Here is a 22,988-nt window from a genome sequence, read left to right on the forward strand (position 1 = left end):
AATCGCATGCCTGCTGGCCAACACCCTGACCGCCGCATGCCGCGCAAACAAACTCCCAGAACCAGAAGGCCTGACGGTGTGACCCATAGCGGACAGTCGTGCATGTAGATTTTCAGGGCCGGGGTACTCCCCGGCCTAAAATTTGTTAATATGTAAACTAAGTGTGAGATTACGGGCATTGAATGTGCCTGTATTGGTGATAAACTTTCTATTCCAGCCGGTTACGTTGTAATATGGCAAGTCCCCGGTAGTATTGGCTGGACCCGGAGAGTTGTTGTCGAGTGTTTATGTTCACGAAACTGCGCCCAGTTTTCGCCGAAATAGTAGGGTACCGGTTGATTGCCGGGCTGGTTTTCCTTCTGCTATTGTCCTTCGTATTCCAACCATTTCAGGCCATCGAAGTAACCTTTCCTTGGCGCTTGGCCTTCTGGATCGGGGTGATGGGGCTGGCGCTAGGGGTGACCTGCGTCGCAAGAAGACTGTTGCGCAGGTTGTTCGCTGAGACCGAGTTTTCTGGGCGCGACCTTGTGCTGATATCTTTGGTTTTCGTCCTTTTCGTTCCAAGCCTTTGGTTGATGGTCTGGTTGCTGTTTTCGGCCAACGGACTGCCGTGCCCGGATATGTTATCCGTAACATCTTATGGCGCCTTGCTGTCGGTGGGCTTGATCCTGGTGCGGCGTGAGGCATCGAAACCTCAATCCGAATATGCTGAAATTCCGCTGCCGCGCATGTACAAGCGGTTGCCGGGATCCTTTCAGGGTCGGGTCTATCGCCTGACGGTCCAAGACCACTATGTGGATGTGGTGACTTCTGAGGGCACGTTTACGATCCGGTCGCGTTTTACCGACGCCATAGAGGAAATGGAACCTATACCGGGCCATTGCACGCACCGATCGCATTGGGTTGTCGATGACGCCATTGCTGGGGTCGAACGTAAGGGTGGCAAGACCATGTTGCGCCTGAAGAACGACGAGCTTGTTCCGGTCAGCAGGAAATACCGTCCGTTCCTAGAAGAAGATGGCCTGATCTGAGACGCCCTATCTGGGCATTGGGATCATTTGCGGGACTTTCCCTGTCAAGATCGCCATTGCCTGATCGCTCATCAAGGCGTCCAGAACGTGATCCGAGCTAAAGAGCCCACCAGTATAAGTCCCATAGGCAGGCAGGATCAGACGCGCCTGATCCATCAGGAAGGCGGGGCGGGTGATGGAACGACCGCGGATCCGCACGCGCGCCTTGGGGTGGTAATGTCCCGAAACCTCAGCCTTGCCCTTGGGTTGCGCAATATGACGAAAGACCAGAGGGTCAACCGCATATTCGGCCAGATGGCTTCCGCCCAGATCTACCGGGCCGGGGTCATGGTTTCCTTCGATCCAGACCCAGCGGCGACCGGCCTGCATCGCCGTAATCTTCAGCCTGTCGGGCACACTCAAGGCGTTTAGGGCATCAAGATCATCAAAACTATCCCCAAGGCAAATAACGATGTCAGGCTGAGTGTGCTCGATATCTGCGGCCAATCGGGCCAGGGTGTCCTGGCTGTCATAGGGGGGTAATGTCGTGCCGCCCCGGCGCGCCAAACGCTCGGATTTACCCAGATGCAGATCGGACACGCAAAGCACGCTTTTGTCGGGCCACCAAAGGGCACCAGACCCAAGCGCCAACAGATTTTGCCCGGCTAAACAGATCGAAACTTCGTTCATGTTACGTTCTTTGCGACGTTCCGCTACCGCGCGCAATAGATTTTAGCAGGATTTCAGCCCAGCCTCTTGCAATAGGCGCGCGCTTTCTTCCGCCAGCAGGCGTTCTTCAGCAGCACCTTTGACGGGTACCTTGCCAACCTCAAGAAACAGTGGTGCAGCCAGAGGTGAAACCCGATCCAATCGCATCAGATCTATGCGTCCCCCGATCCGCTCGATCAGTGCCTCGATCCGCCCGAAATCGACGAGACCGCGCATGGCCTCTTCTCGGGTGATCTGCATTAACAGGTGATCGGGATCGTATTTCAGCAAAGTATCGTAGAGGATATCTGAGGAAAACGTGGCCTGCCGACCACTTTTGCGCTGACCGGCCATGTTCCGTTCGATCAGCCCTGCAATCGTGGCCGAGGCACGAAAGGTGCGCTTCATCACGGCATTGCCCGCCAGCCAGGTTTCCAAGCCGTTGCGCAGCTCGTCCGGTTGGAACAGCAGGCGCGGGTCCATTACTGCGTCCAGCCCCCAAATCAGGGTTGCATAGTCGGTGGCAACAAAGCCCAGCGGTGCCAGGCCGGTTTCCTCCATTCGTTTGGTCAGCAACAGCCCCAGTGTCTGCTGCGCATTGCGACCCGCAAAACCGTAGACACACAGGTTTTCGCGCCCATCGTTGGGGAAACTTTCGATCAGTAACCTGTCACGTTGAGGCAGGCGCGAGATATCGCGCTGCAACGCCAGCCAATCCGCGGTATGCGCGGGTAACTGGGGCCAATCGGGCTGTGCAAACAGCCGCAGGATACGGTCGCTCAGCTGCGTCGAGGTCGCAAATTTGGTGCCTGAAAACATTGCGATCTTGGGCTTCTTATCCGCTCGGCGGCTGACTTCGACCGTCATCTCGCGCAATCCCTCATAGCGCACGATCTGGCCGCCGATCAGAAAGGTATCTCCGTGGGTCAGCGAGGCAGCAAAGGCTTCTTCGACCTCTCCCAGAGGTTTGCCCCCTCGATTGCGTTTCAGGCGGACTTTCAACGTATCGGTGTCCTGAATCGTGCCAAGGTTCATGCGGATACGCTGCGCAGCACGGGGGTCACGTAGCTGCCATTGACCATCTGGCCGTAGCTGCAGCCTTTGCCACCGATCATAGGCGCGCAGCGCATAGCCCCCGGTTGCACAAAAGTCCAAACAGGCGTCGAACTCTGCTCGGGTCAACCCGGCATAGGGGCCCGCTGCGGTCATTTGCCGGAACAGGTCATCGGCCAAGAATGGCCCGGATGCTGCGGCAATCAGGATATGTTGACACAACACATCGCGAGGACCTGCGCCGCGGGAATCACCGTCCAGATCATGAGCTTTCACAGCCTCAAGTGCCGCTATGCATTCCACAACTTCGAAGCGGTTTGCGGGCACTAACAATGCTTTGGAGGGGGCGTTGTATCTGTGATTTGCGCGCCCGATGCGCTGAACCAGCCTTTTGACGTTTTTGGGCGCCCCGATCTGAATGACCAGGTCGACATCGCCCCAATCAATACCAAGATCCAGACTGCCTGTGCAGACGATTGCGCGCAGCTCACCGCGAACCATTGCGGCCTCGACACGTTCGCGTTGCTGCCTGTCCAGACTGCCGTGATGAATGCCAATCGGCAGCCCGTCTTCGTTGGCAAGCCAGAGGTTGTGAAAGAAAATCTCGGCCTGTGCGCGGGTGTTGTGAAAGATAAGCGTCGTCTTATGCTTCCGGATCTGGTCTAGAACGGCAGGGATGGAATAGGCCGCGCCACCGCCCGACCACGGAGGCATTTCCGGCGTTTCCAACATTTGGATATCGGGGTCAGGCCCAGGATCGGCCTCAACGATCCGGCAGGGATCAGGGTGACGTGCCAGAAATCGGGCAATCGCATTGGGGTCTTCGACCGTTGCAGACAAGCCCACCCTGCGCAGGTCCGGGCAGAGCCCCTGCAGACGGGCCAGCGCCAGCATCAGCTGGTCGCCACGCTTGCTCTCGGCCAGGGCGTGGATTTCATCGACAACCACCCGTTGCACGCCCTGAAACATCCGCCCGGCGTCTTCATAAGAGGTCAGCAGGGCCAGGCTTTCAGGTGTGGTCAAAAGGATCTGCGGTGGGTCAACCCGCTGACGCTTTTTCTGTGTGGCTGAGGTATCTCCGGTGCGGTCCTCAATCCGGACGGCCAGGCCCATTTCCTCGGCTGGGCCACGCAGGTTTCGCCGGATATCTGCCGCCAGCGCCTTGAGAGGGGAGACGTAGATTGTATGCAGGCCATCATGGTCCCGCTCTGCCAGATCGGCCAGCGTGGGCAGAAATCCGGCCATTGTCTTGCCCCCGCCGGTGGGGGCTATCAGCAACGTCGCCGGTTCAAGGGCCCGGTCGTACATGTCCTGCTGATGCGGGTGGATGGACCAACCTTTGTCTTCAAACCAGTCAGTAATCCGGGCGGGAATCTGCGTCATAAAGGCAGATTACCCGGCCCGTCAGCGAAATGGCATTAGGTTATTTGACGATTTTCTCATCTTTGACGAACATGTTGGCCCAAGCGCGTTCAATCAGATCGGGGCTCATCTGATAGGGGATGCCCTCGAATTCGCAGATCGAGATCATCTGATCAATCAGGAATATCGGCTGATAGTTCGCATAGATGTTGTCGATGGTCGGGTATTTGACCTTTAGCAGATGGACCAATGCGGCCTCGTCCAGAGGCATCCCGCGTTTGCGGGCCACCATGGCGAAGATTTTCAGGAAGTTCTCTTGGTTCGGACCGTCAATCTTGATCTTGAAGAAGATCCGGCGCAAAGCGGCTTGGTCAAAGATCTCGTTGGGGTGAAAGTTGGTCGAAAAGATGACCAGCGTGTCAAAGGGCACTTCGAATTTTTCACCCGATTGCAGGCCAAGGATATCCTTGTTCTCTTCCAGTGGAACAATCCAGCGGTTGATCAGGGCCTGAGGTGGTTCCTGCTGACGGCCAAGGTCGTCAACGATAAAGATGCCGCCCGTCGATTTCAGCTGCAGCGGGGCCTGATAGGTCCGCGCCGTAGGGTTATAAACCAGATCGAGCATGCTGAGTGACAGTTCACCGCCAGTCACAACAGTTGGTCTTTCACATTGGACATAGCGCGAATCAAACCGCTTGCGGCGGCGCAAGCTATTGGGATCATCTGCTTCTTGTTCGATGGCTGTGTGTACAATCGGGTCATACACCGTGATCACCTGACCAGCGTATTCGATGGCATATGGGACATAGACATTATCGCCCAAAGCATCCCGAATACCGTTCGAGATAGAGGATTTACCATTACCCGGAGGTCCATACATCAGGATTGATCGGCCTGCACTGACCGCGGGTCCAAGGTGGTCCAGCAGGCTGTCAGGCAGAACCAGATGGCCCATTGCCCCGGTCAACTGGTCGCGGGAAACCTGGATATTCCGGATCGACTGGCGTTTTACCTGCTCGCGGTACACATCCAGCGGGACGGGCATGGCGCCGAAATATTCGGACTGGCTCAGCGCATCCAATGCACGCGCTTTGCCCGCATCGGTCAGTTGATACCCCATCTCATTGCCGCTGTTGGCGTTCAAAGTACCGGTTGCTTCCAGCAGCTTTTGTTCGCGGGCAAGGTCGATCAATTCCTGTGTGACAGAACCCGGCAAGCAGATCGCTTGGGCAACTTCGGAAACTGTATCTACGGTTTTACGAAAGATAGTTTTCAGCAGGATATCCCGCATCATAACAATAGGAAGCTGCATATCGCCCAACCCCTTTGGGGTAGGGGGGGCCATTACCGAGGTTGTCTGCATATTCATGAGCGTTGCCCGTCTAATTCAGTATTCACGCCAATAGCCCTGAAAAGGGCCCTTTGACGAAAATTTGGCCGGGCTTTGTGTCAGTTCCAAGGCGGGGACAAGGCGGACTGATGATAGTTTACGAGCCGTAAACAGTTCCAAGTATCAGGTAGATGGCCAGGGTTGCACCAAGCGCGAAACCCATTGGAAATTGTTTGTCCCGACGCCAGCTTTCCCAATCTGGGGCAATAGCTCTGAGAGCGGTATGTTTGGCCAATCGATGCGTGACAAAGGCCGCCAAGGTGGTCGACATCAGGATCAACAATACCAATGTGAAATCGCCCATCCAAACAAAGGCTGAGGCCGCGGCTATGAATTTTGCGTCTCCGGCTCCCATAATGCCGGCTGCGTTGAGCAGAATGCCGATGACCAGCATTACAACTATATGTAACAGCTGCCACAAATAGGGTGGGAGGGACACAGAAAACGGGCCAGAAATCCAACCATCCGACCAGGGCGGCAGGACAAACAAACCGATGACCGCAAATACCGCAGCCAGTGCTACTACGGCGTGATTCTTGATGAGCATGTCACGCAGGTCGGTGAAGGCTACGTAATAGCAGATCGGCAGTACGAACGGCAAAAACCAGGCCGCAGCACCCGCTGGAATATGCATGTATCAGGCTTCCTCAAGCGCGCGCAGGGATCGAACGGCTTCGTCGTAATGTTGCGGATGGGTGGCGATCGCTTCGCGGAACAGGTTCTTGGCCGTCGCCACATCACCGCGTTTCACCGCCGAGATGGCCATTGTGTTCAACAACATCGCGCGTTCGACCTGAGACATGGGAACGACAGGCATGCTGTAATTGCCCTGTGCAGCCCGGGCGAGGACCAGATTGTTCTTTGCCGTGAATAGAGAGTTATCCTGTCGAATGGCCTCGGTGAATAACCGTTCGGCTTCGTCGTACTGGCCGCGCGTCAGTTTGGAATATCCCCAGTTGTTCATTACACCACCGGGGCGGGTCGTCAGACCCACGGCGGTTTCATAGAAATGATCCGCGCGTTTCCAGTCTTTTTGCGAATCCGCGACGACGGCTTCCAGGCGGTAGCGTTTGAAAGATTCAAAAGTCGGCGGGATCGAATCCAATGTCGATTTGGCCTGTGACCAGTTCCCGGAACGTACCAGAGAATCTGCGTATTCGACCTTGTCTACATTGGTCGCACCGCTCATCGTGGTGACTTTTTTCCAGGCGGCGGTTGCCTCGGTCGTCCGTTTAGCGCGCGCCAGTGAAATCGCCAGCCCACGTTGCAGGTCTATACGACCCGGGTTCTTGGCGGCGGCACCCTGGAAATAGGTAACGGCTTCGTTCGGATCGGCGGCCGACAGAAGAACGTCGTTCAGGTTGGTTTCGTCAATGACGTTCACCTCCTGAAATGTACGCTCGACCTTTTCTTCTTCGGACTCTTTTTCACAGGCTGAGAGGATCAGCCCGCAGATTGCGATAGACGGAATCAAGAATTGTTGGCGCATTTTTGCGTCCCTTACTGCTCTTGCCTATGTTACGGGAGCTTGCGCAGCATGAATTGCCCGTCGCCTTGCTGCTCCAGTGTGTATTCTTGTTCTTGAGGGGTATTATTATCAGTATTTTCCATTTTTGCGAGAGCTAACCGCAGATTGTCCCGGATTGCGTCACTTTCGCCATTATCGAGAGCATAGGCCCGGCGAAAGACCTGAGCGGCCTCGGGGTATTCACCGATTTCCATCAGCAACACACCCAGATTGTTCCAGGCGACAGACCATTCGGGGTCATCTTCAACCGCACGGCGCAGCAGTGTTTCCGCCTGTCCAAGCCTCCGAAGGCCCAGATTTGCCGTCCCCATCGAGGTCAGGATCTGCGTTGTCATTCCCTGATTGAGCGCTGCGCGGATAAAGGCATCCAACGCAAGCTCGTATTCACCCGAAGCCATCAGCCGGTTGCCAACTGCGATCTGATCCTCGGCCGGGGCTTTACGATCAATGCCAGGTGCATCCAGATCCCCGGAGGACCCCGTTTCCGTGCAAGAAGCCACCGTGGCAAGAACCACGGTGGCCTGTAACACGCGGCGTATCCCCGTTTGGATGCACCTGGGTTTCAATTTCATAGGCTATTAGCCTCCGCCGAATTCAGCGATGCCTTTGGCCGAGGGTCCAACCAGAATGACCAGCAACGGTGGCACCGTCAGCATCATAGTGGCGAGTGTCATTTTGGTTGGCAACTTGTTAGCGGCCTCTTCGGCGCGCATCACGCGCTTATCTCGCATCTCGCCAGCGTAAACCCGCAAAGCTTCGGCGATGGATGTACCGAATGTTGCCGATTGGATCATCACCGTCACAAATGAGTTAACATCCTGAACGCCACAGCGCGTACCAAAATCGCGAAGAACCGTATCCTTGTCCTTACCGGCCTTCAATTCGTGGGCGACGACTTCAAATTCAAGCGAAATCTCAGGGTAGGAAGCTTTCATTTCGCGTGCGACGCGAACGATGGCCTGGTCCAGCGACTGGCCAGCCTCGACACAGACCAGCATCAGGTCAAGAGTATCGGGAAAGCCTGCGGTGATCGCTTCTTGCCGTTCTGCGACCCTTCGGGTGATCCAATAGCGTGGCAGAAAATACCCGGCGGCCGACGGGACAAGAACTCGTATTATCATCTGCTGCGCGGTAAATTCCTGACCGTCGGAAAGGACAGTGACCAGCAAAACACCAATCACAATTCCGATAATGCCCAAGGAAAATTGAGCGAAGTGGAAGAACCGAACTGCGTCCTTTGATTGATACCCCGCCTGCCGCAGTTTCAGCTGCATGGCAGACAGTTCTTCCTTATTCTGTGGCTCAAGGAAGTTGGCAAACTTCTCAAGCTGCTCGTTTCGCCCGCTGGTTCTGAGCTTGTCCTTTTTGACCTTCTTATCCTGTCGAGGGGCTGCATTAGAACGCTGCAGTTTCTTCAGGGGATCTTCTGGCTGGCTCAGGATCAAGGGGACTGTGATCAAGATCATGAACAGTCCAAGTACACCAACCACGATCAGTGGACCGAAGGGGCCAAGGAGCTCGGTTAGAAAGTCATTTATTTGGGTCAGGATTTCCATGGTGGTGTCCTCAGACCTTGATGTCGGTTAGAATGCGCATGACGATCAGGTTCAGTGTCAGCATGATGCCGACAAAGAAACAGGCAGGAATGAACCATGGGTGATCCATAACTTCGTCATAGTACCCGGGGTCGTTCACCAAAATGAATCCCAGGCAGAACAGTGGAAATCCAGATAGGAATTTTCCTGACCATTTTGCCTCGGCTGTGATAGCGTTGACGCGCCGGAAAAGTCGAAAACGGGCCCGGATCACCTTGGCCAGACCGGCCAGAATTTCGGCCAGGTTACCACCGGATTGCTGTTGGATGCCGACGGCCACTGCCAAAAACCGTAGATCCTGCATATCCAGTCGTTGTGCCAGATCTTTGAGAGATTCACCGACGTCACGGCCATAGGCACATTCATCAGCGATAACTCCGAATTCAGTGGCGAGTGGATCCTGGACTTCATTTGCGACGATTTGAATGGTGGACACAAAAGGGTTCCCGACGCGAAGCGACCGAACCATCAATTCCACAGCATCTGGCAACTGTTCTTCCAGCATTGCCATACGCTTTTTGGCCTTGTTGTTTACCCACGCATAGACACCACCAACACCGATTGCGACCGAAATTGCGGCCCGCATTATGGTTTCCGTTCCCGTTGCAATGCTGAGCCCCATGAAGGCAAAGCCTGTCACCAACACCATAATCAGGATCAACTGACGGGGTGTGAAGGCGATGGCGGCCTTCTGAGCCTTGTCCGCCAACAGGGAATAGAGCGGAATACTCTGGGACTTCATATGCTGCTGCATTTCCTTGCGCAGCTGTTCCAGAACTTGTTCGCGCCCGACGCCTTTATCCAGCATGTCCAGACGGCGGTTCACGCGGCTGTTCAGACTGATGGATTTTCCGAAGGCAACCAGATAGATTCCTTCCACCAACGCAAGTACGCCTACGAAGATCGCGACGTAGATCAGTGCCTCCATAGGCAGTTGCATTTCAAGATCTCCTACATAGTCGTTGGTTCGTAAATCGAAGGGGGCAGATCATAGCCCCACAGACGGAAGCGTTCGGAGTAGTGGCTGCGAACGCCTGTCGCGGTAAAATGGCCAATGATCTTGTTGTCGGGCGTTAATCCAACGCGTTGAAAACGAAAGATTTCCTGCATGGAAATCACATCGCCTTCCATACCAGTGATTTCGGTGATCGAAGTCATACGCCGCGAGCCGTCCTGCAGGCGGCTTGCCTGAACGATCAGGTTCACAGCACTGGAGATCTGGCTACGGACGGCCTTGATCGGCATTTCGATCCCGGCCATCGCGATCATGTTTTCAAGGCGCGAAATCCCGTCTCGGGCCGAGTTCGCGTGGATCGTTGTCATCGAGCCATCATGGCCAGTGTTCATGGCCTGTAGCATGTCGATAACTTCCGAGCCCCGTGTCTCACCCACGATGATACGGTCGGGACGCATACGAAGGGCGTTTTTCAGACAGTCGCGGGGGCTGACTTCACCCTTGCCTTCGACGTTAGGCGGGCGGCTTTCCATCCGGCCAACATGAGACTGTTGCAGCTGGAGTTCCGCTGTATCCTCGATGGTCAGAATACGCTCGGCGTCGTCGATAAAGCTGGACAATGCGTTTAGCGTGGTTGTTTTACCGGAACCGGTACCGCCCGAAACGATCACATTCAGGCGTGTAGATACAGCAGCCTGCAGATAGGCGGCCATTTCTTCGGTGAAGGCACCAAAATTCACCAGGTCATCAATGGCCAGCTTATCTTTTTTGAACTTACGAATGGATACCAGCGAGCCGTCAACGGCAATCGGTGGCACCATGGCGTTGAAACGCGAGCCATCCGCCAGACGGGCGTCCACATAGGGGTTGGATTCGTCAACACGGCGGCCCACGGCGGATACGATCTTGTCGATGATCCGCATCAGGTGCTTTTCGTCTTTAAAGGTAACGTCGCTAATTTCTAGCTTACCGAACCGTTCAACAAAAATTTGCTGCGGGCCGTTGACCAGAATATCGCTGACAGAGTCGTCCTGAAGCAAGGTCTCGAGAGGGCCAAGACCGGTTACTTCGTCATACAGTTCCTTGTTCAGCTGTTGCCGGTCGTCGCGGTTTAGAACGATGTTGCGGGATTCCAGAACCTCACTGGCAATCGCACTGATTTCCGAGCGCAGCTCGGATTCTCCAGCTTTCTCAAGGGCCGCAAGGTTCAGGTTTTCAAGAAGCTCGCGGTGGAGTTCGATCTTGATTTCGCCCAGACGCTCTTTGCGCTTGCGTTCCTTGTCCGCCCCTACAACCTCGACCGCCTTTTTGGGGGTGGGTCGCCGGGCAACAGCAGTAGCGGTTGATGCTTGCTCCGCTGCAGGTGCAGGTGTGGCCTCGGGCGATTTAGCCGGTGCCTGGACCGGTTGTGCTTCGGGTTTTTTATATCTTGAAAACACGGCGGCTCTCCCTGTGGGATTGTGTTATGCGGCTTCGGCGCTATTGCTGCCCAGACTGTGCAGCGACTTCGCAAGCTTTGCGATTTCCTTGCGCAGTGGGTTCTTGGCCGCAGCGTTGGCCAATGGCAGACCGTGATCACCGCTTTGCATCACGGGTTTGCCGCCATCCGGCAGTTGAAGATCAATAGAGATACCCAGGCTTTCACCCATGCGCTTGACCCGGCCCTTACCATTCAGATCGGTAAATTTCGGGGCGCGATTGAGAGCGAAACGCAACTTATTGAAGGGTAGTTCCTCGGCCTGTAAAGCGCGCTTGAGGCGCAATGCGTTCTGAGCCGAACGCATGTCCAGCTCTATCAGGGCAAAGTAAACATGGGCGGCCTGCAGTACAGTTTCCGACCAGTGAACCAATGTCGTTGGCATGTCGACGATCACATAATCGAAGTGCTTTCGTGCCTTTTCGATCACCCGTTCGATATCTTCTTGCGTAATCAGATCCAAAGGCACCATATCCGACGGCGCAGTTAGCACCTGCAGCTTGTCCTCATAGGACTGAAGCGCCTGGGTAAAGAGGTCATCATCCATTGCCGCCGTATCAGACAGCATCTCGAATACAGTTTCTCGACGGGGAAGATCCAGATATGTCGAAACCGTTCCGTATTGCAGGTCCAGGTCAATCAAACAAACCGAAGGGGCCTCTTTGTCAGAGACCGTTGCCAGTTCCCAAGCTAGGTTGACGGCCATAGTCGTCGACCCGACCCCACCGGCAAGTCCTTGAACCACAAACAAAGCACCCTCTTTAGAGTCGCCAGCTGCACGTGCGGCATCTGATCCGGGGGCAACGGCGACGGGTTCGGGTTTGTTCATCCGGTCGATTGCTTCTTGCAATTCACCTTCTGGAAGAGGGTAGGGGACGAATTCGTCCGCGCCCTTGCGCAACAACTGATGCAGCGAAGCTGGGGTCACGTCCTCGGCAATCAGAACTATTTTGATTTTTTTGTCTTTGGCCTGTGTGATGATTTCACCCATCAGTGACAGGTTGTCTTCATCCTCGCCATCAATGGCCAACGCGACAAATTGCAGTGAATTCGCCTCGGGTTGGTTGAAAAATGTCAGGGCTTCGGCAAAGCCGAGATCGCCCCAACGCTCACCCAAAGCGCCTTCCATATCTTCTATAAGCAGATCGAAATTCTGGACATCACGGCTGATCGTGCAGGCCAGAATTGCGGTCTCTTCGTTTTGCGGCGTGGCGCTTGTCATTAACACAATCCTCGTCGAAGGGTAGGCGAACCATCCTGGCCCAGAGGACAGGATTGGCTTGCTGTCACCCTATTGCGGCCATTTTCGGACGCAGGTCACCCAATTGTTGAAAATGTGGCTTGGAACTTAGGCAAGAATTAGGCGCAAAAGAACCAATTGTAGGGAATTGGGCGACGATGTCGCCCAATCACAGTTTATTGTTCGCTTGTATCGCCAATAGCGGTCTCGCGGCGCAGCTGGGATTCATAAACCGCGCTTTCCACGTACTCACGATTGACGATAGCGGCGTATTTGCCATCGAGTAGCTGGGGTGCACGATCAACGAAGCCTGATACTTCGGTCACGGTGCGCCTGTTGCGACGGTCTCGATCCGGCGTAGCCACGAGAGGTCGAGACTTACCGAATGAAACAACCGCCTCCAACCGCGAGCGAGAGATACCCTGCTGCGTAAGGAACGCAACAGCCGCATTCGCGCGCCGCTGGCCCAGGCTTTGGTTATATGCCGTTGATCCAACAGCATCCGTATGGCCATAGACCCGGAACCGTGCCTCGGGGAACTGTTTGATCCAGTTCGCCTGACGCAAGAGTACTCGCTGAGCTGTTTCGTCCAGTTGAGCGCTGTTGAAATCAAAGTTGATCTGGGTCGGCACTTCGGCTGCGAACCGTTGGCCCAGGATCTGGGCATATGTCAGTTCGCCATTCATTACTTGAATGTTGTTCAGTGTCGCATTCCCGAACGCGCCTTGATCGGCTTCGTATCCGGCCTCACGCGTACATGCGGCGACAGCGACCGAAAGACCCAGTGTGATGATCCACTTCTGCATTGGTCCTATCCTCCTAATCAATCCAGGACGTAGCCGTACGAGCTACCGAAGTCCTGATTCGCGACTTCCGAAGCTGCACCGGCACCCAGACGTTCAGTCCGACCGACTTTGCCATTGACGAACAGATCAAATTCGCTGGGCGGTTTGACCCGATCCGTAGGCAGAGCCAGTGCCTCGCCACGAGTCGGCGACACAAGGTGGGCTGTGATGATGATCACCAGTTCACTTTGCTGACGCTGATATTCCGCGCTGCGGAAGAGGGCGCCAAGAACCGGGACGTCACCCAACCAAGGAATCTGGCTGTTCAGGTCGGTGAAATCATCCTGGATCAAGCCAGCGATCGCAAAGCTTTCACCATCGCGCAGCTCAACCGTTGTGCTGGTCTGGCGTGTGATGAAAGATGGAACATTATCACCTTGAATGGTGAAGTTCGACGAACCATCGATAGCTGACACGGCAGCAGCCATTTCAAGGTTGATCAGATCACCATCCACAACGCGGGGGATAAAGTCGATTTCAACACCGAAGGCTTTGTATTCAATCGCAATTACGCCGTCGTCCTGCGGTACCGGAATAGGAACTTCACCACCTGCAAGGAACGTCGCTTCCTGACCCGAAAGTGCGGATAGGTTAGGCTCTGCTAGGCTGCGCGCCAGTCCTTTGGACTCGAGTGCCTCCAGCAGCAGACGAACCTGTGTGGAGCCTGCGCCAAAGCCGAACAGAATTGCGCCGGTATTCGTCTGTACCGCCGGAATGTTGTTGTTCAGGGCATTTGCCAAAGCACCAGCATTGTTCAGCGTGTTGATACCGCCAGTCACATCACTGCCGCCGAAACCAAGCGATGCAGTCAGGCTTTTAGCCACCGACCGATTCATCTCGGCAAAGCGCACTTTCAGCATGACCTGCTGAACGCCGCCAACCGACATCAGGTTCGATACGCGCTCCGGTGCATAGCGCTCTGCCAGCTCCAATGCCCGCGCCAACTTGGCAGCGCTAGAAATTGTGCCAGAAAGAACGATACCGTCATTGGCGGTGCGAACTTCGATAGGCTCGGTTGGCAAAATCTGGCGCAGACGTTCTTTAAACTCGGTAACATCCGGTGCCACACGGACCCGAACATTAGCAAGTAGATTACCTGCACCGTCGAACAATGTCAGGGTCGTCAGGCCAGGAGCCTTACCCAAAACATAGATAGTACGATCCGAAAGCGACGAAATATCAGCGATGCCTGCATTGGCGATGCTGAGTTCGGCAAACGGTTGCTCACTTTCTACAACTATTGCGCGGTTCATTGGCACATCAAGCGTTTCCGCTGTACCCTTCTTTACCACGCGAAGTGTTTCAGCCCAGGCAGCATTGCCGACTGGGCCAACTACGAGCGCCAAGCCCAATAGGGCTGCGCTTATCCAGGAACTTCTTTTCATGTGACCTGCCTCTCCGATCACGCCTCGTTTTTTGCGGCTACTGCCTTATGTCTGATAACACTGCGCGAATTGAGAATTTATTGCAATAATCAATGGTTTCTGGAATTTTCCTTATGTGGACAATGCGCAACATGCGAACAAATTAGGGCCGCGCAATTCGCGCGGCCCCGGTCATGTAACGCACTGATTTTCTGTTAATTTGTGCAGGGTGTTACTATTCCCGTGTCGACGATCTCGGCACCGCGGCGTGTCTTGACCGTACAGACCTCTTCCGCGATTTTGGGTGCCACGGGGACGACATCTTTAATGCCCAGAAGTTTTCTTTGGTCAACTTCGACCGCGCTTGCGATTGTGTCGTCTTGCACGCCAACCAGCGCCAAAGACAGGCGGCCGGTGTTCTGAGCCTGAGCCAGTGCCGCGATTTGTTCCGGAGTAGCAGCGACCGTAACGGTGCGCGCGATCGTGGCTCCGGTCAGATCGGACCCGGCGCTCTGGTCAACAGCGATCAACTCAATGCTGGTTTGAATCAGGCGGGTGATTTCGCCGCGCGACCCGTCGATTCCGCCACCATATGAACCGGTCCAATAAACATCGATACTGTCACCAGGGCGAAGGAAGCCGGATACGCCCGAGGCAACGTCCACGCTGATTGCAAATGCGCGCTTACCTTTCGCGATTCGTGATGTCAGACCCGCTGCCTCGCCTGGTTTGGTTACTTTGACCTCCATCAGGGCTTCGTCTTTTTCCATGGTCCTCAGAACGAAGCGGTCGCCACTTGCATCCTCTGGAAACAGGACGGCCATTTCAAGGAAGCTTCCTTCGGGAATTGCATCCTCAGGCCATTTCACGATCCGCACATCTTCAGCGGCCAGACGCTCACCATACTTAAGAGCACGGTTCGAAACCAGAACGTCCACCGTCGGGACGGACTTAACATTTGCCAATGCTTCCTGAGCCGCCAAACGTTCTCTGGCCAATTCCGCCTGATACTGAGAAATATAGTCCCGCGCCATATAAACAGCTCCTCCTGCCAGAGCCACCCCAACAATCAGGACAAGTCCAAATACTGCACGCATGCGCGTTCCCTCATTTATTTGTATGCGATGTCAGTCGTCATAGGGAATACGACTTCAACTGACTATTGGTTACAGGAGAATTGTGTCGAAAAGGGGGACAATGAAGTATTTTTTTGACGCCCGTGTCCTTAGTGCCAGATTGATCAATCTGATTCCGATGCCTGTTCCTGATTCGCAGAATAGACCTCTATACCGCGAAGTGCGTTACCCGTCTCGGTATCGACGTGTTGTACCCCGCCCGTCAAGTTGAATACGGTGACAAGTCCAAGGCCGACCAGCGCAGCAGTAAGCACCACCCAATCAACGGTGATTGCGCCATGTTCCCCGGATAAGAATTTTGAAATACCCTTCATCGCAGGACCTCGTCTTTTTTCTATAAAAAAGGGGGCCGCGATCTGACGAGCGCAGCCCCCTTCAAAATTCTATCTAAATAATTACGGGGTGGTAGTCGGACCCGAGTTAGGTGCGGTAACCGTTACGCCTGTCAGGGCGGTATCAATGTCGCCGGCCAGATCGTCGACACCGTCGCTAACCTGTGTCCAAGCAACAGCGGCCAGGCCAACAACAGCTGCGGTCAGAACGACCCAGTCTACTGTCACGGCGCCGTCTTCGTCAGTGGTGAAGTTCTTGATGAACTTGATCATGTTACGTCCCTCCTAAAGGATCTAATAAGTCTAATGAACCTCGGCGTCTTCCAGAGCTTCGTCTCTCAGTCCGCTCCCGATCGTCTCGGTATGGCATTATGTTTGCCTGTTGGGCGTGGCAGGAATTGGGCCAAACCCCAAATTTTTGTGCCTCAGCTTAACTTTTTGGTAGCTTTCCGTTTAACTGATTGAAATTAAAGTAATAAAAATATTCCCTCCGTACGAGTACCGATAAAACCCGATGCAAAATGGCGCCAAATGAGGCGAAATTGCCCCAATTCACATTGTTTTTCTGGCCTTACAGACAGATTCGGGGTTCAAATTGACGCAAAAGAGAACGTGAGGCAGGCAAATGAATCTCCGGAACGCAATAACTTGCGCCGGCTTGGCGCTGGCAGTGGTGTCCGCACCTGTGTCTGTCCCCGCCAACGAAGTCGAACCGCGTGGCGTATATAAACGGATCAAAGCACCTAAACCCGGCCAACGTCCGCGCATTACCGTTCAGATATCGCCTACAGAACATGCCTCAGCACCTTCGGCGCCCAGCACAGGGGCTGAGATCGTAGTTCCTGAGATTATCGCGAGGACACGTGTTACGCCTCCGGGGCTTCCGGGAATTACGCCGCAAAACAAACCCGTCGGGTCATATAAAGCGTTCTGGGACAGGATCTCACCCGGGATAGATGAGGCCAGTTCGGGTCGTTTGCAGGACTCGATAAATGCGCTTGCCGCCATAAACGTAGCCTCGCCCCGATTGCAGACGCTTCAGAATATTGCTCAACGGCAGGGGATCGACATTTTACGCTCGACCGTAGGGACAAATGTGTCGCCTGCGTTGGTGCTGGCCGTCATCTCGGTTGAATCGGCGGGCCGGGAGAAGGCGGAAAGTTCGGCCGGAGCGCAGGGGCTGATGCAGCTTATGCCCGCGACCGCGAAACGATTTGGGGTCGAGGACAGCCTTCACCCGGGGCAGAACATCTCGGGCGGAGTGAAATACCTGAACTGGCTGATGGAAGAGTTTGGAAACGACCCGATCCTGGTCCTGGCCGGATATAATGCGGGCGAGGGTGCGGTTCGCAAACATGGTGGTGTACCGCCTTATGCGGAAACACGGGATTATGTGCCCAAGGTTCTCGCGGCTTTTCAGGTGGCGCGAGCGCTGTGTTCGACACCGCCCGAGTTGATTTCTGACGGGTGCGTGTTTCAGGCTCTTAATTGACCAAGGCCCACACTGAAGTGGGCCTTGCCATTAGGTGAATTGATCAGTCGACAATCGTCGCCTGTGTCGCGGCGCGCATCTCATCTTCGCTGACACCATCTGCGAGCTCTACGATCTTCAGGCCGCCATCGACCACATCCAGAACTCCAAAATTGGTGATGATGCGATCCACAACACCCTTGCCGGTCAGCGGCAGGGTGCACTCTTTCAGCACTTTCGATTCACCGTGTTTGTTGGTGTGATCCATAACCACGATCACACGTCCGACGCCTGCAACCAAATCCATCGCGCCGCCCATGCCTTTGACCAGCTTGCCGGGAATCATCCAGTTGGCCAGATCGCCTTTTTCATCCACTTCCATGGCACCCAGGATTGCCGCGGCGATTTTGCCGCCCCGGATCATGGCGAAAGACGTAGCGCTGTCGAAATAAGCAGTCCGAGAAAGTTCGGTGATCGTCTGCTTGCCTGCGTTGATCAGGTCCGGGTCTTCGTCGCCCTCGAAAGGAAAGGGACCCATACCAAGCATTCCGTTTTCGGATTGCAGGGTGATATCCTTGTCGCCAACATAATTTGCCACCAGCGTCGGGATACCGATGCCGAGGTTTACATACATGCCGTCTTCGAGCTCTTGCGCTGCGCGGGCGGCCATCTGATTGCGGTCCCAGGGCATTATGCGTCCTCCTTCTTGCGGGTGGTGCGCTGTTCGATGCGCTTTTCGTGATTGCCCTGAATGATGCGATGCACGTAAATTCCAGGTAGGTGGATCATGTCAGGGTCCAGAGAGCCACGGGGCACGATCTCTTCAACTTCGACCACACAGATCTTGCCGCAAGTGGCGGCGGGCACGTTGAAGTTTCGGGCGGTCTTGCGGAACACCAGATTGCCGGTGTCGTCGGCTTTCCACGCCTTGATAATCGCCAGATCTGCAAAAATACCTTCTTCGAGAATATAGGTCTCGTCGTTGAAGTCTTTGTGTTCTTTCCCATCGGCAATAACAGTGCCTACGCCCGTTTTTGTGTAGAAACCCGGGATCCCGGCACCACCTGCGCGCATCCGTTCGGCCAGGGTGCCTTGAGGGTTGAATTCCAGTTCAAGCTCACCGCTGAGGTACTGACGCATGAATTCGGCGTTTTCGCCCACATATGAACTGATCATCTTTTTGACCTGCTTCGTTTGCAGCAGGATACCGATACCGAAATCGTCCACGCCCGCATTGTTCGAGGCAAAGGTCAGGTCTTTGGCACCCGAGGTCTTGATTGCCTCAAGCAGCAGCTCGGGAATCCCGCACAGGCCAAACCCGCCAGCGGCGATCAACATGCCATCCGAAAGCACGCCATCGAGCGCTTCGTTGGCATTGGCATAGATTTTCTTCATGGAAAACTCCCCCAATGAGATGGTGTTGGGCAGGTTGTGCCGTCACGTCACGGGGAAGTCAATGAAACCGGGCGAAGGGTGGTATTTCTACCTAACCGGCCTTCTTGGTTGTCTTCTTGGCGGCTTTTTTCTTGGGCGCCGCCTTTTTCTTGGTCCCTTTCAGGGCCGCGCGCTCATTGACCAGTTCGATGGCCATTTCCTGCGTTACGTCCTCGGGTTTGATGTCTTTGGGAATGGTCGCGTTGACCTTTTCCCACTTCACATATGGACCATAGCGCCCATCCAGAACCTGCATGGCGCCACCATCGGGATGTTCCCCCAGTTCTTTCAGCGCTTTGGCCGCAGCCCGGCGTCCGCGCCCCGGATTGGAGCGCTTTTCAGCAAGCAATTCGACCGCGCGGTTCATGCCGATCTCGAACACGTCATTGGGGTCTTTGAGGTTTGCGTAAACCGGTTTGGCCTCGTCCGCCAGCTGGTGCATCAGATATGGTCCGAACCGCCCGAAATTCGAGCTGATCATACCGCCCTCGGGGTGCTCACCAATCTGGCGGGGCAGGGATAGCAATGTCAGCGCCTTGTCCAGATCCATATCATCCTTGCTCCAGCCACGTGGCAGCGAGGCGCGCGGAGGTTTCTTGTTCTCGGGCGTTGGCTCTCCACGTTGAACATAAGGTCCGAACCGGCCGGTCTTCAGCCAGATATCATCACCCGAATCTTCACCCAGCAGGCGCTCTTCACCCTCGGCACCTTCACCGGCGATAGGACGGGTATAGGTGCATTCGGGATAGTTGCCGCAGCCGACGAACCCGCCAGTGCGTGAAGTTTTCAGGTGCAACTGGCCTGCGCCGCATTTCGGACAGACACGCGGGTCAGATCCATCCTCGCGTGGCGGATAGAGCTGCGGTGCCAGTGCTTCGTCCAGTTTGTCCAGCACTTCGGAAATGCGCAGTTCCGATGTCTCGCCAATCGCGGCCGAGAAGTCGCGCCAGAATTTGCCCAACAGATCCTTATAGTCCCGATCACCTGCACTCACATCGTCCAGCTGTTCTTCCAGATTGGCGGTGAATTCATAACCGACATACTGACGGAAGAAGTTCAGCAGAAAAATCGTGACGATCCGCCCCTTTTCTTCGGGGATCAGCCGGTTCTTGTCCTTGCGTACATATTCCCGGTCCTGAATCGTTGTGACAATCGAGGCATAGGTCGACGGTCGCCCGATCCCCAACTCTTCCATCCGCTTGACCAACGTCGCCTCGGTATAGCGCGGCGGCGGTTGAGTGTGATGTTGCAGTGCCAGAACTGATTCATTGTCTGACAGAATGGCCTCTTTCGCGGCCCGGTCCGTGCCATCGCTTGTCGCTTTGGTGAACTGATCCCGCAACGTGGTTTTAGAGAACCGTGCAGGGTCGCCCTGCATGATCTGGGGCAGGCGTTTGTCATCCTCATCGGCGACATCATCGCGGCCTTCTTCATAGACACGCATGAACCCGTCAAACATCACCACCTGACCGGTCGCGCGCAGGCCAACCTGCCCATCTTCGCTTCCGATTTCGACAGTTGTGCGTTCCAGCCGGGCAGCGGCCATCTGGCAGGCAATGGTGCGTTTCCAGATCAGGTCATAGAGCTTGCGCTGATCGTCGTCCGTTACCTTCAGCGCTTTGGCATCGCGGGTCATATCCGTAGGCCGGATGCATTCGTGGGCTTCCTGCGCGTTCTTTGCCTTGTTCTTATAGATGCGAGGGCTGTCCGGCACATATTCCGCGCCATAGCGGTCGGCGATGGTCTCGCGCGTAGCCGCCACGGCCTCGGGGGCCATGTCGATGCCATCGGTTCGCATATAGGTAATGTAGCCGGCCTCATACAAGCGCTGTGCCACTTGCATCGCGTGACGCGCACCCATGCCGAACTTGCGGCTGGCCTCTTGCTGCAGGGTCGAGGTCATGAAGGGTGCGCTGGGATTTCGAGCGGCGGGTTTCGCCTCGACCGAAGTGACACTGAGCGCGCGGCTGGTGATCGCCTGCACCGCCAGTTCGGCCTGGGTTGAGTTGGACAGATCGTGCTTGTCCAGCTTTTTACCGGCCAGAGTGACCAGGCGCGCCTCATAGGTCTGACCGCGCGGCGTTTCGAACAGGGCACGCACCGACCAGTATTCAACCGGCTTGAACGCCTCGATCTCCATCTCGCGCTCGACGATCAGGCGCAGGCAGACCGATTGCACGCGACCAGCGGATTTCGCGCCGGGCAGCTTGCGCCATAGAACGGGCGACAGGTTGAAGCCCACGAGATAGTCCAATGCACGGCGGGCCAGATAGGCCTCGACCAGCGGCATGTCGACTTGACGTGGGTTCTGCATCGCCTCGGTCACCGCATCTTTGGTGATGGCGTTGAAGGTCACTCGGCTGACCGGCGTATCTTTCTTGATCGAGCGGCGCTTGGTCAGCGCTTCTTGCAGGTGCCAACTGATCGCCTCCCCCTCACGATCGGGGTCGGTGGCGAGGATCAGGGCGTTGTCTTCTTTCAGCGCGTCGGCGATGGCTTTGACATGTTTGCGGCTGTCGTTCCCGACCTCCCATTTCATCGCAAACTCATCCTCGGTATCGACCGAGCCATCTTTGGGCGGCAGATCTCGAACATGGCCGTAAGACGCCAGAACCGTGTAGTCCGGGCCAAGATATTTATTGATTGTTTTGGCCTTGGCAGGGGATTCTACAACAACTACAGGCATTTAAGGGGAAACCTCGCTCGACGGAATTGGCGCCTTCTATGAGTGTGCAAGATGTGTAGGGCAAGAGCGAATTGTCAATGCGTTCCTTTGAAGGCAAGGATTTATACGCGATTACAATGGGATACATGTGTAAGATTGGATATCCAACACTCAGGCGGTCAATGACAGAAGACCCCCGGGTTGGCGTTGAATACGTCCGTCCAGTTCCAGATCGACCAAAACCGGGGCAATTTCACCCGCCGTTGCCTCAACATCGCGGATCAACTGGTCTTCGGCGATAGGAGAGGGGCCGAGCCGGGTCAGAATTAGGCGTTCCAGGTCATTGGTTGAGCATGGTGTGCGGGGTAAATTCTTTTGGAGCATTTGCTGGGGTTCGAATAGGTTCGCTTGCTGCGGTAGCGCTTCGATCACATCTTCTGCAGACCTTATCAAAGTAGCACCGTCGCGGATCAGCAGGTTGCAGCCAGCCGCACGCGCGTCAAACGGGTGTCCGGGCACAGCCAGAACATCGCGCCCCTGGTCCAAGGCGTCGCGCGCTGTAATCAGGCTGCCGGATTTGGCGGCGGCTTCGACCACAATAACGGCCTTTGCCAGGCCCGAGATGATCCGGTTGCGACGCGGGAAATGGCGCGCCTGTGGCGTGACGCCCATGGGTTGCTCCGAGACGCGCAGCCCGGAACCTGCGATTTCAGCGGCAAGATCGGTATTTTCAGCAGGGTAAACCACGTCGACCCCCCCCGCCATAACGGCGATGGTGCCTGTTTCAACCGTGGCTAGGTGCGCCGCGGTATCAATCCCGCGGGCCAGGCCAGAAACGATCACATAACCCTGTTTTCCCAGATCGGTCGCCAATCCGCGCGCCATTCGCGCGCCCAGAGATGAGCAGTTGCGGGCACCGACCATAGCGACCGAGGGGCGCTGTAAAAGAGAGGTGTCACCGATTGCCCACAACATTGGCGGAGCATCATTCAGATCATGTAAAGCGGATGGGAAATCGGCGGACCCTAGGCACAAAAGCCGCGCATTGGCAGCTTTTGCGGCCTTGAGTTCCGCCTCAATCACGCCGGGCGGGCAGATTTCATACCCTTCTATTCCGGCAGCGCGTGCCATTTCCGGCAGCGCGGCCAGCGCATTCTGCGCCGAGCCATGTTCGCGAAGCAGCCGCCGAAACGTCGCCGGGCCCACTTTGCGAGAACGCAACAGACGAAGCCAGGAAAACCGATCCTCTTCCGTGGTGGGTGGGAGTGTGGGGTGATTGGAAGAAAGCTGCTCTTCGGTCATCCGTTGCTCCGTCTGATTGCAGAACTGGTTTACGGCTGCCAGGGTTAACAGCGTGTGAATCCCGTCAAATTTTCCGGATATATTTCGAGTCTCGGTTGTCTCAGTTGCGTAGGTTGTTGAA

The 22,988-nt window shown here is 55.5% G+C and carries 21 protein-coding genes; 2 read left to right on the plus strand and 19 right to left on the minus strand.

Going from position 1 to position 22,988, the window contains the following annotated elements:
- Nucleotides 1–287: 287 nt before the first annotated feature.
- On the plus strand, nt 288–1,031 hold the full coding sequence (locus AC2FIC_RS18770; RefSeq protein ID WP_496692901.1) for a LytTR family DNA-binding domain-containing protein: 744 nt from the start codon (nt 288–290) through the stop codon (nt 1,029–1,031).
- Nucleotides 1,032–1,037: 6 nt separating this feature from the next.
- Here the strand turns inward: AC2FIC_RS18770 and pdeM are convergent, their stop codons facing one another.
- The 15 genes from pdeM to AC2FIC_RS18845 form a co-directional block, all read right to left on the minus strand.
- The gene (gene pdeM / locus AC2FIC_RS18775; protein WP_496692900.1) at nt 1,038–1,700 is read right to left on the minus strand and encodes a ligase-associated DNA damage response endonuclease PdeM; all 663 of its coding nucleotides are present in this window, start codon (nt 1,698–1,700) and stop codon (nt 1,038–1,040) included.
- 42 nt (nt 1,701–1,742) lie between these two features.
- Nucleotides 1,743–4,154 carry a ligase-associated DNA damage response DEXH box helicase gene (locus AC2FIC_RS18780; RefSeq protein WP_496692899.1) on the minus strand — a complete coding sequence of 804 codons (2,412 nt, stop codon included), beginning with the start codon at nt 4,152–4,154 and terminating at the stop codon, nt 1,743–1,745.
- Nucleotides 4,155–4,194: 40 nt separating this feature from the next.
- Nucleotides 4,195–5,502 (minus strand): DUF8689 domain-containing protein, encoded by a 1,308-nt coding sequence (locus AC2FIC_RS18785; RefSeq protein WP_142637954.1) that lies wholly within the window; start codon nt 5,500–5,502, stop codon nt 4,195–4,197.
- Between the two features lie 118 nt (nt 5,503–5,620).
- Nucleotides 5,621–6,157: a prepilin peptidase gene (locus AC2FIC_RS18790; RefSeq protein WP_281973279.1), complete on the minus strand. Its 537-nt coding sequence runs from the start codon at nt 6,155–6,157 to the stop codon at nt 5,621–5,623.
- A 3-nt stretch (nt 6,158–6,160) separates the two neighbouring features.
- On the minus strand, nt 6,161–7,012 hold the full coding sequence (locus AC2FIC_RS18795; protein ID WP_496707630.1) for a tetratricopeptide repeat protein: 852 nt from the start codon (nt 7,010–7,012) through the stop codon (nt 6,161–6,163).
- 29 nt (nt 7,013–7,041) lie between these two features.
- Complete coding sequence (locus AC2FIC_RS18800) at nt 7,042–7,623, minus strand: tetratricopeptide repeat protein (protein WP_185956705.1); 582 nt, start codon at nt 7,621–7,623, stop codon at nt 7,042–7,044.
- 6 nt (nt 7,624–7,629) lie between these two features.
- Nucleotides 7,630–8,607, minus strand: a complete 978-nt coding sequence (locus AC2FIC_RS18805) for a type II secretion system F family protein (RefSeq protein ID WP_142637960.1) — start codon at nt 8,605–8,607, stop codon at nt 7,630–7,632.
- A gap of 10 nt (nt 8,608–8,617) precedes the next feature.
- On the minus strand, nt 8,618–9,586 hold the full coding sequence (locus AC2FIC_RS18810) for a type II secretion system F family protein (protein ID WP_142637962.1): 969 nt from the start codon (nt 9,584–9,586) through the stop codon (nt 8,618–8,620).
- 11 nt (nt 9,587–9,597) lie between these two features.
- Entirely contained in the window at nt 9,598–11,040 is a 1,443-nt protein-coding gene (locus AC2FIC_RS18815) for a TadA family conjugal transfer-associated ATPase (RefSeq protein WP_142637964.1), read from the minus strand.
- A gap of 24 nt (nt 11,041–11,064) precedes the next feature.
- The gene (locus AC2FIC_RS18820; RefSeq protein WP_496692897.1) at nt 11,065–12,300 is read right to left on the minus strand and encodes a CpaE/TadZ family protein; all 1,236 of its coding nucleotides are present in this window, start codon (nt 12,298–12,300) and stop codon (nt 11,065–11,067) included.
- A gap of 194 nt (nt 12,301–12,494) precedes the next feature.
- A complete protein-coding gene (locus AC2FIC_RS18825) occupies nt 12,495–13,124 on the minus strand; it encodes an OmpA family protein (protein WP_496692896.1) in 630 nt (209 codons plus the stop codon).
- Between the two features lie 17 nt (nt 13,125–13,141).
- The gene (locus AC2FIC_RS18830; RefSeq protein ID WP_142637970.1) at nt 13,142–14,548 is read right to left on the minus strand and encodes a type II and III secretion system protein family protein; all 1,407 of its coding nucleotides are present in this window, start codon (nt 14,546–14,548) and stop codon (nt 13,142–13,144) included.
- Nucleotides 14,549–14,742: 194 nt separating this feature from the next.
- Nucleotides 14,743–15,624, minus strand: coding sequence for a Flp pilus assembly protein CpaB (gene cpaB, locus AC2FIC_RS18835; protein ID WP_142637972.1), 882 nt, complete (start codon nt 15,622–15,624; stop codon nt 14,743–14,745).
- A 143-nt stretch (nt 15,625–15,767) separates the two neighbouring features.
- Complete coding sequence (locus AC2FIC_RS18840) at nt 15,768–15,977, minus strand: hypothetical protein (RefSeq protein ID WP_142637974.1); 210 nt, start codon at nt 15,975–15,977, stop codon at nt 15,768–15,770.
- 81 nt (nt 15,978–16,058) lie between these two features.
- Nucleotides 16,059–16,268, minus strand: coding sequence for a hypothetical protein (locus AC2FIC_RS18845; protein WP_496692895.1), 210 nt, complete (start codon nt 16,266–16,268; stop codon nt 16,059–16,061).
- Nucleotides 16,269–16,620: 352 nt separating this feature from the next.
- Here AC2FIC_RS18845 and AC2FIC_RS18850 point away from each other — a divergent pair, with 352 nt between their 5' ends.
- A complete protein-coding gene (locus AC2FIC_RS18850) occupies nt 16,621–17,487 on the plus strand; it encodes a lytic transglycosylase domain-containing protein (RefSeq protein ID WP_496692894.1) in 867 nt (288 codons plus the stop codon).
- A gap of 43 nt (nt 17,488–17,530) precedes the next feature.
- Here the strand turns inward: AC2FIC_RS18850 and AC2FIC_RS18855 are convergent, their stop codons facing one another.
- The 4 genes from AC2FIC_RS18855 to dprA all read right to left on the minus strand — a co-directional run bounded on the left by AC2FIC_RS18855 (nt 17,531) and on the right by dprA (nt 22,867).
- Nucleotides 17,531–18,157, minus strand: a complete 627-nt coding sequence (locus AC2FIC_RS18855) for a 3-oxoacid CoA-transferase subunit B (protein ID WP_142637980.1) — start codon at nt 18,155–18,157, stop codon at nt 17,531–17,533.
- Nucleotides 18,157–18,861, minus strand: a complete 705-nt coding sequence (locus AC2FIC_RS18860; RefSeq protein WP_281973275.1) for a CoA transferase subunit A — start codon at nt 18,859–18,861, stop codon at nt 18,157–18,159. The genes AC2FIC_RS18855 and AC2FIC_RS18860 overlap by 1 nt, the downstream gene beginning before the upstream one ends.
- 91 nt (nt 18,862–18,952) lie before the next feature.
- Nucleotides 18,953–21,586: a type I DNA topoisomerase gene (gene topA, locus AC2FIC_RS18865; protein WP_496692893.1), complete on the minus strand. Its 2,634-nt coding sequence runs from the start codon at nt 21,584–21,586 to the stop codon at nt 18,953–18,955.
- Nucleotides 21,587–21,736: 150 nt separating this feature from the next.
- Nucleotides 21,737–22,867 (minus strand): DNA-processing protein DprA, encoded by a 1,131-nt coding sequence (gene dprA, locus AC2FIC_RS18870; RefSeq protein WP_271950505.1) that lies wholly within the window; start codon nt 22,865–22,867, stop codon nt 21,737–21,739.
- Between the last annotated feature and the right edge of the window lie 121 nt (nt 22,868–22,988).

It is taken from the genome of Ruegeria sp. CDSC079, assembly GCF_059610505.1.

What these genes read in the sequence shown, in the direction of transcription:
- AC2FIC_RS18770 (WP_496692901.1), top strand. Translation starts at nt 288, where the DNA reads ATGTTCACGAAACTGCGCCCAGTTTTCGCCGAAATAGTAGGGTACCGG.
- pdeM (WP_496692900.1), bottom strand. Translation starts at nt 1,700, where the DNA reads ATGAACGAAGTTTCGATCTGTTTAGCCGGGCAAAATCTGTTGGCGCTT.
- AC2FIC_RS18780 (WP_496692899.1), bottom strand. Translation starts at nt 4,154, where the DNA reads ATGACGCAGATTCCCGCCCGGATTACTGACTGGTTTGAAGACAAAGGT.
- AC2FIC_RS18785 (WP_142637954.1), bottom strand. Translation starts at nt 5,502, where the DNA reads ATGAATATGCAGACAACCTCGGTAATGGCCCCCCCTACCCCAAAGGGG.
- AC2FIC_RS18790 (WP_281973279.1), bottom strand. Translation starts at nt 6,157, where the DNA reads ATGCATATTCCAGCGGGTGCTGCGGCCTGGTTTTTGCCGTTCGTACTG.
- AC2FIC_RS18795 (WP_496707630.1), bottom strand. Translation starts at nt 7,012, where the DNA reads ATGCGCCAACAATTCTTGATTCCGTCTATCGCAATCTGCGGGCTGATC.
- AC2FIC_RS18800 (WP_185956705.1), bottom strand. Translation starts at nt 7,623, where the DNA reads ATGAAATTGAAACCCAGGTGCATCCAAACGGGGATACGCCGCGTGTTA.
- AC2FIC_RS18805 (WP_142637960.1), bottom strand. Translation starts at nt 8,607, where the DNA reads ATGGAAATCCTGACCCAAATAAATGACTTTCTAACCGAGCTCCTTGGC.
- AC2FIC_RS18810 (WP_142637962.1), bottom strand. Translation starts at nt 9,586, where the DNA reads ATGCAACTGCCTATGGAGGCACTGATCTACGTCGCGATCTTCGTAGGC.
- AC2FIC_RS18820 (WP_496692897.1), bottom strand. Translation starts at nt 12,300, where the DNA reads ATGACAAGCGCCACGCCGCAAAACGAAGAGACCGCAATTCTGGCCTGC.
- AC2FIC_RS18825 (WP_496692896.1), bottom strand. Translation starts at nt 13,124, where the DNA reads ATGCAGAAGTGGATCATCACACTGGGTCTTTCGGTCGCTGTCGCCGCA.
- AC2FIC_RS18830 (WP_142637970.1), bottom strand. Translation starts at nt 14,548, where the DNA reads ATGAAAAGAAGTTCCTGGATAAGCGCAGCCCTATTGGGCTTGGCGCTC.
- cpaB (WP_142637972.1), bottom strand. Translation starts at nt 15,624, where the DNA reads ATGCGTGCAGTATTTGGACTTGTCCTGATTGTTGGGGTGGCTCTGGCA.
- AC2FIC_RS18840 (WP_142637974.1), bottom strand. Translation starts at nt 15,977, where the DNA reads ATGAAGGGTATTTCAAAATTCTTATCCGGGGAACATGGCGCAATCACC.
- AC2FIC_RS18845 (WP_496692895.1), bottom strand. Translation starts at nt 16,268, where the DNA reads ATGATCAAGTTCATCAAGAACTTCACCACTGACGAAGACGGCGCCGTG.
- AC2FIC_RS18850 (WP_496692894.1), top strand. Translation starts at nt 16,621, where the DNA reads ATGAATCTCCGGAACGCAATAACTTGCGCCGGCTTGGCGCTGGCAGTG.
- AC2FIC_RS18855 (WP_142637980.1), bottom strand. Translation starts at nt 18,157, where the DNA reads ATGCCCTGGGACCGCAATCAGATGGCCGCCCGCGCAGCGCAAGAGCTC.
- AC2FIC_RS18860 (WP_281973275.1), bottom strand. Translation starts at nt 18,861, where the DNA reads ATGAAGAAAATCTATGCCAATGCCAACGAAGCGCTCGATGGCGTGCTT.
- topA (WP_496692893.1), bottom strand. Translation starts at nt 21,586, where the DNA reads ATGCCTGTAGTTGTTGTAGAATCCCCTGCCAAGGCCAAAACAATCAAT.
- dprA (WP_271950505.1), bottom strand. Translation starts at nt 22,867, where the DNA reads ATGACCGAAGAGCAGCTTTCTTCCAATCACCCCACACTCCCACCCACC.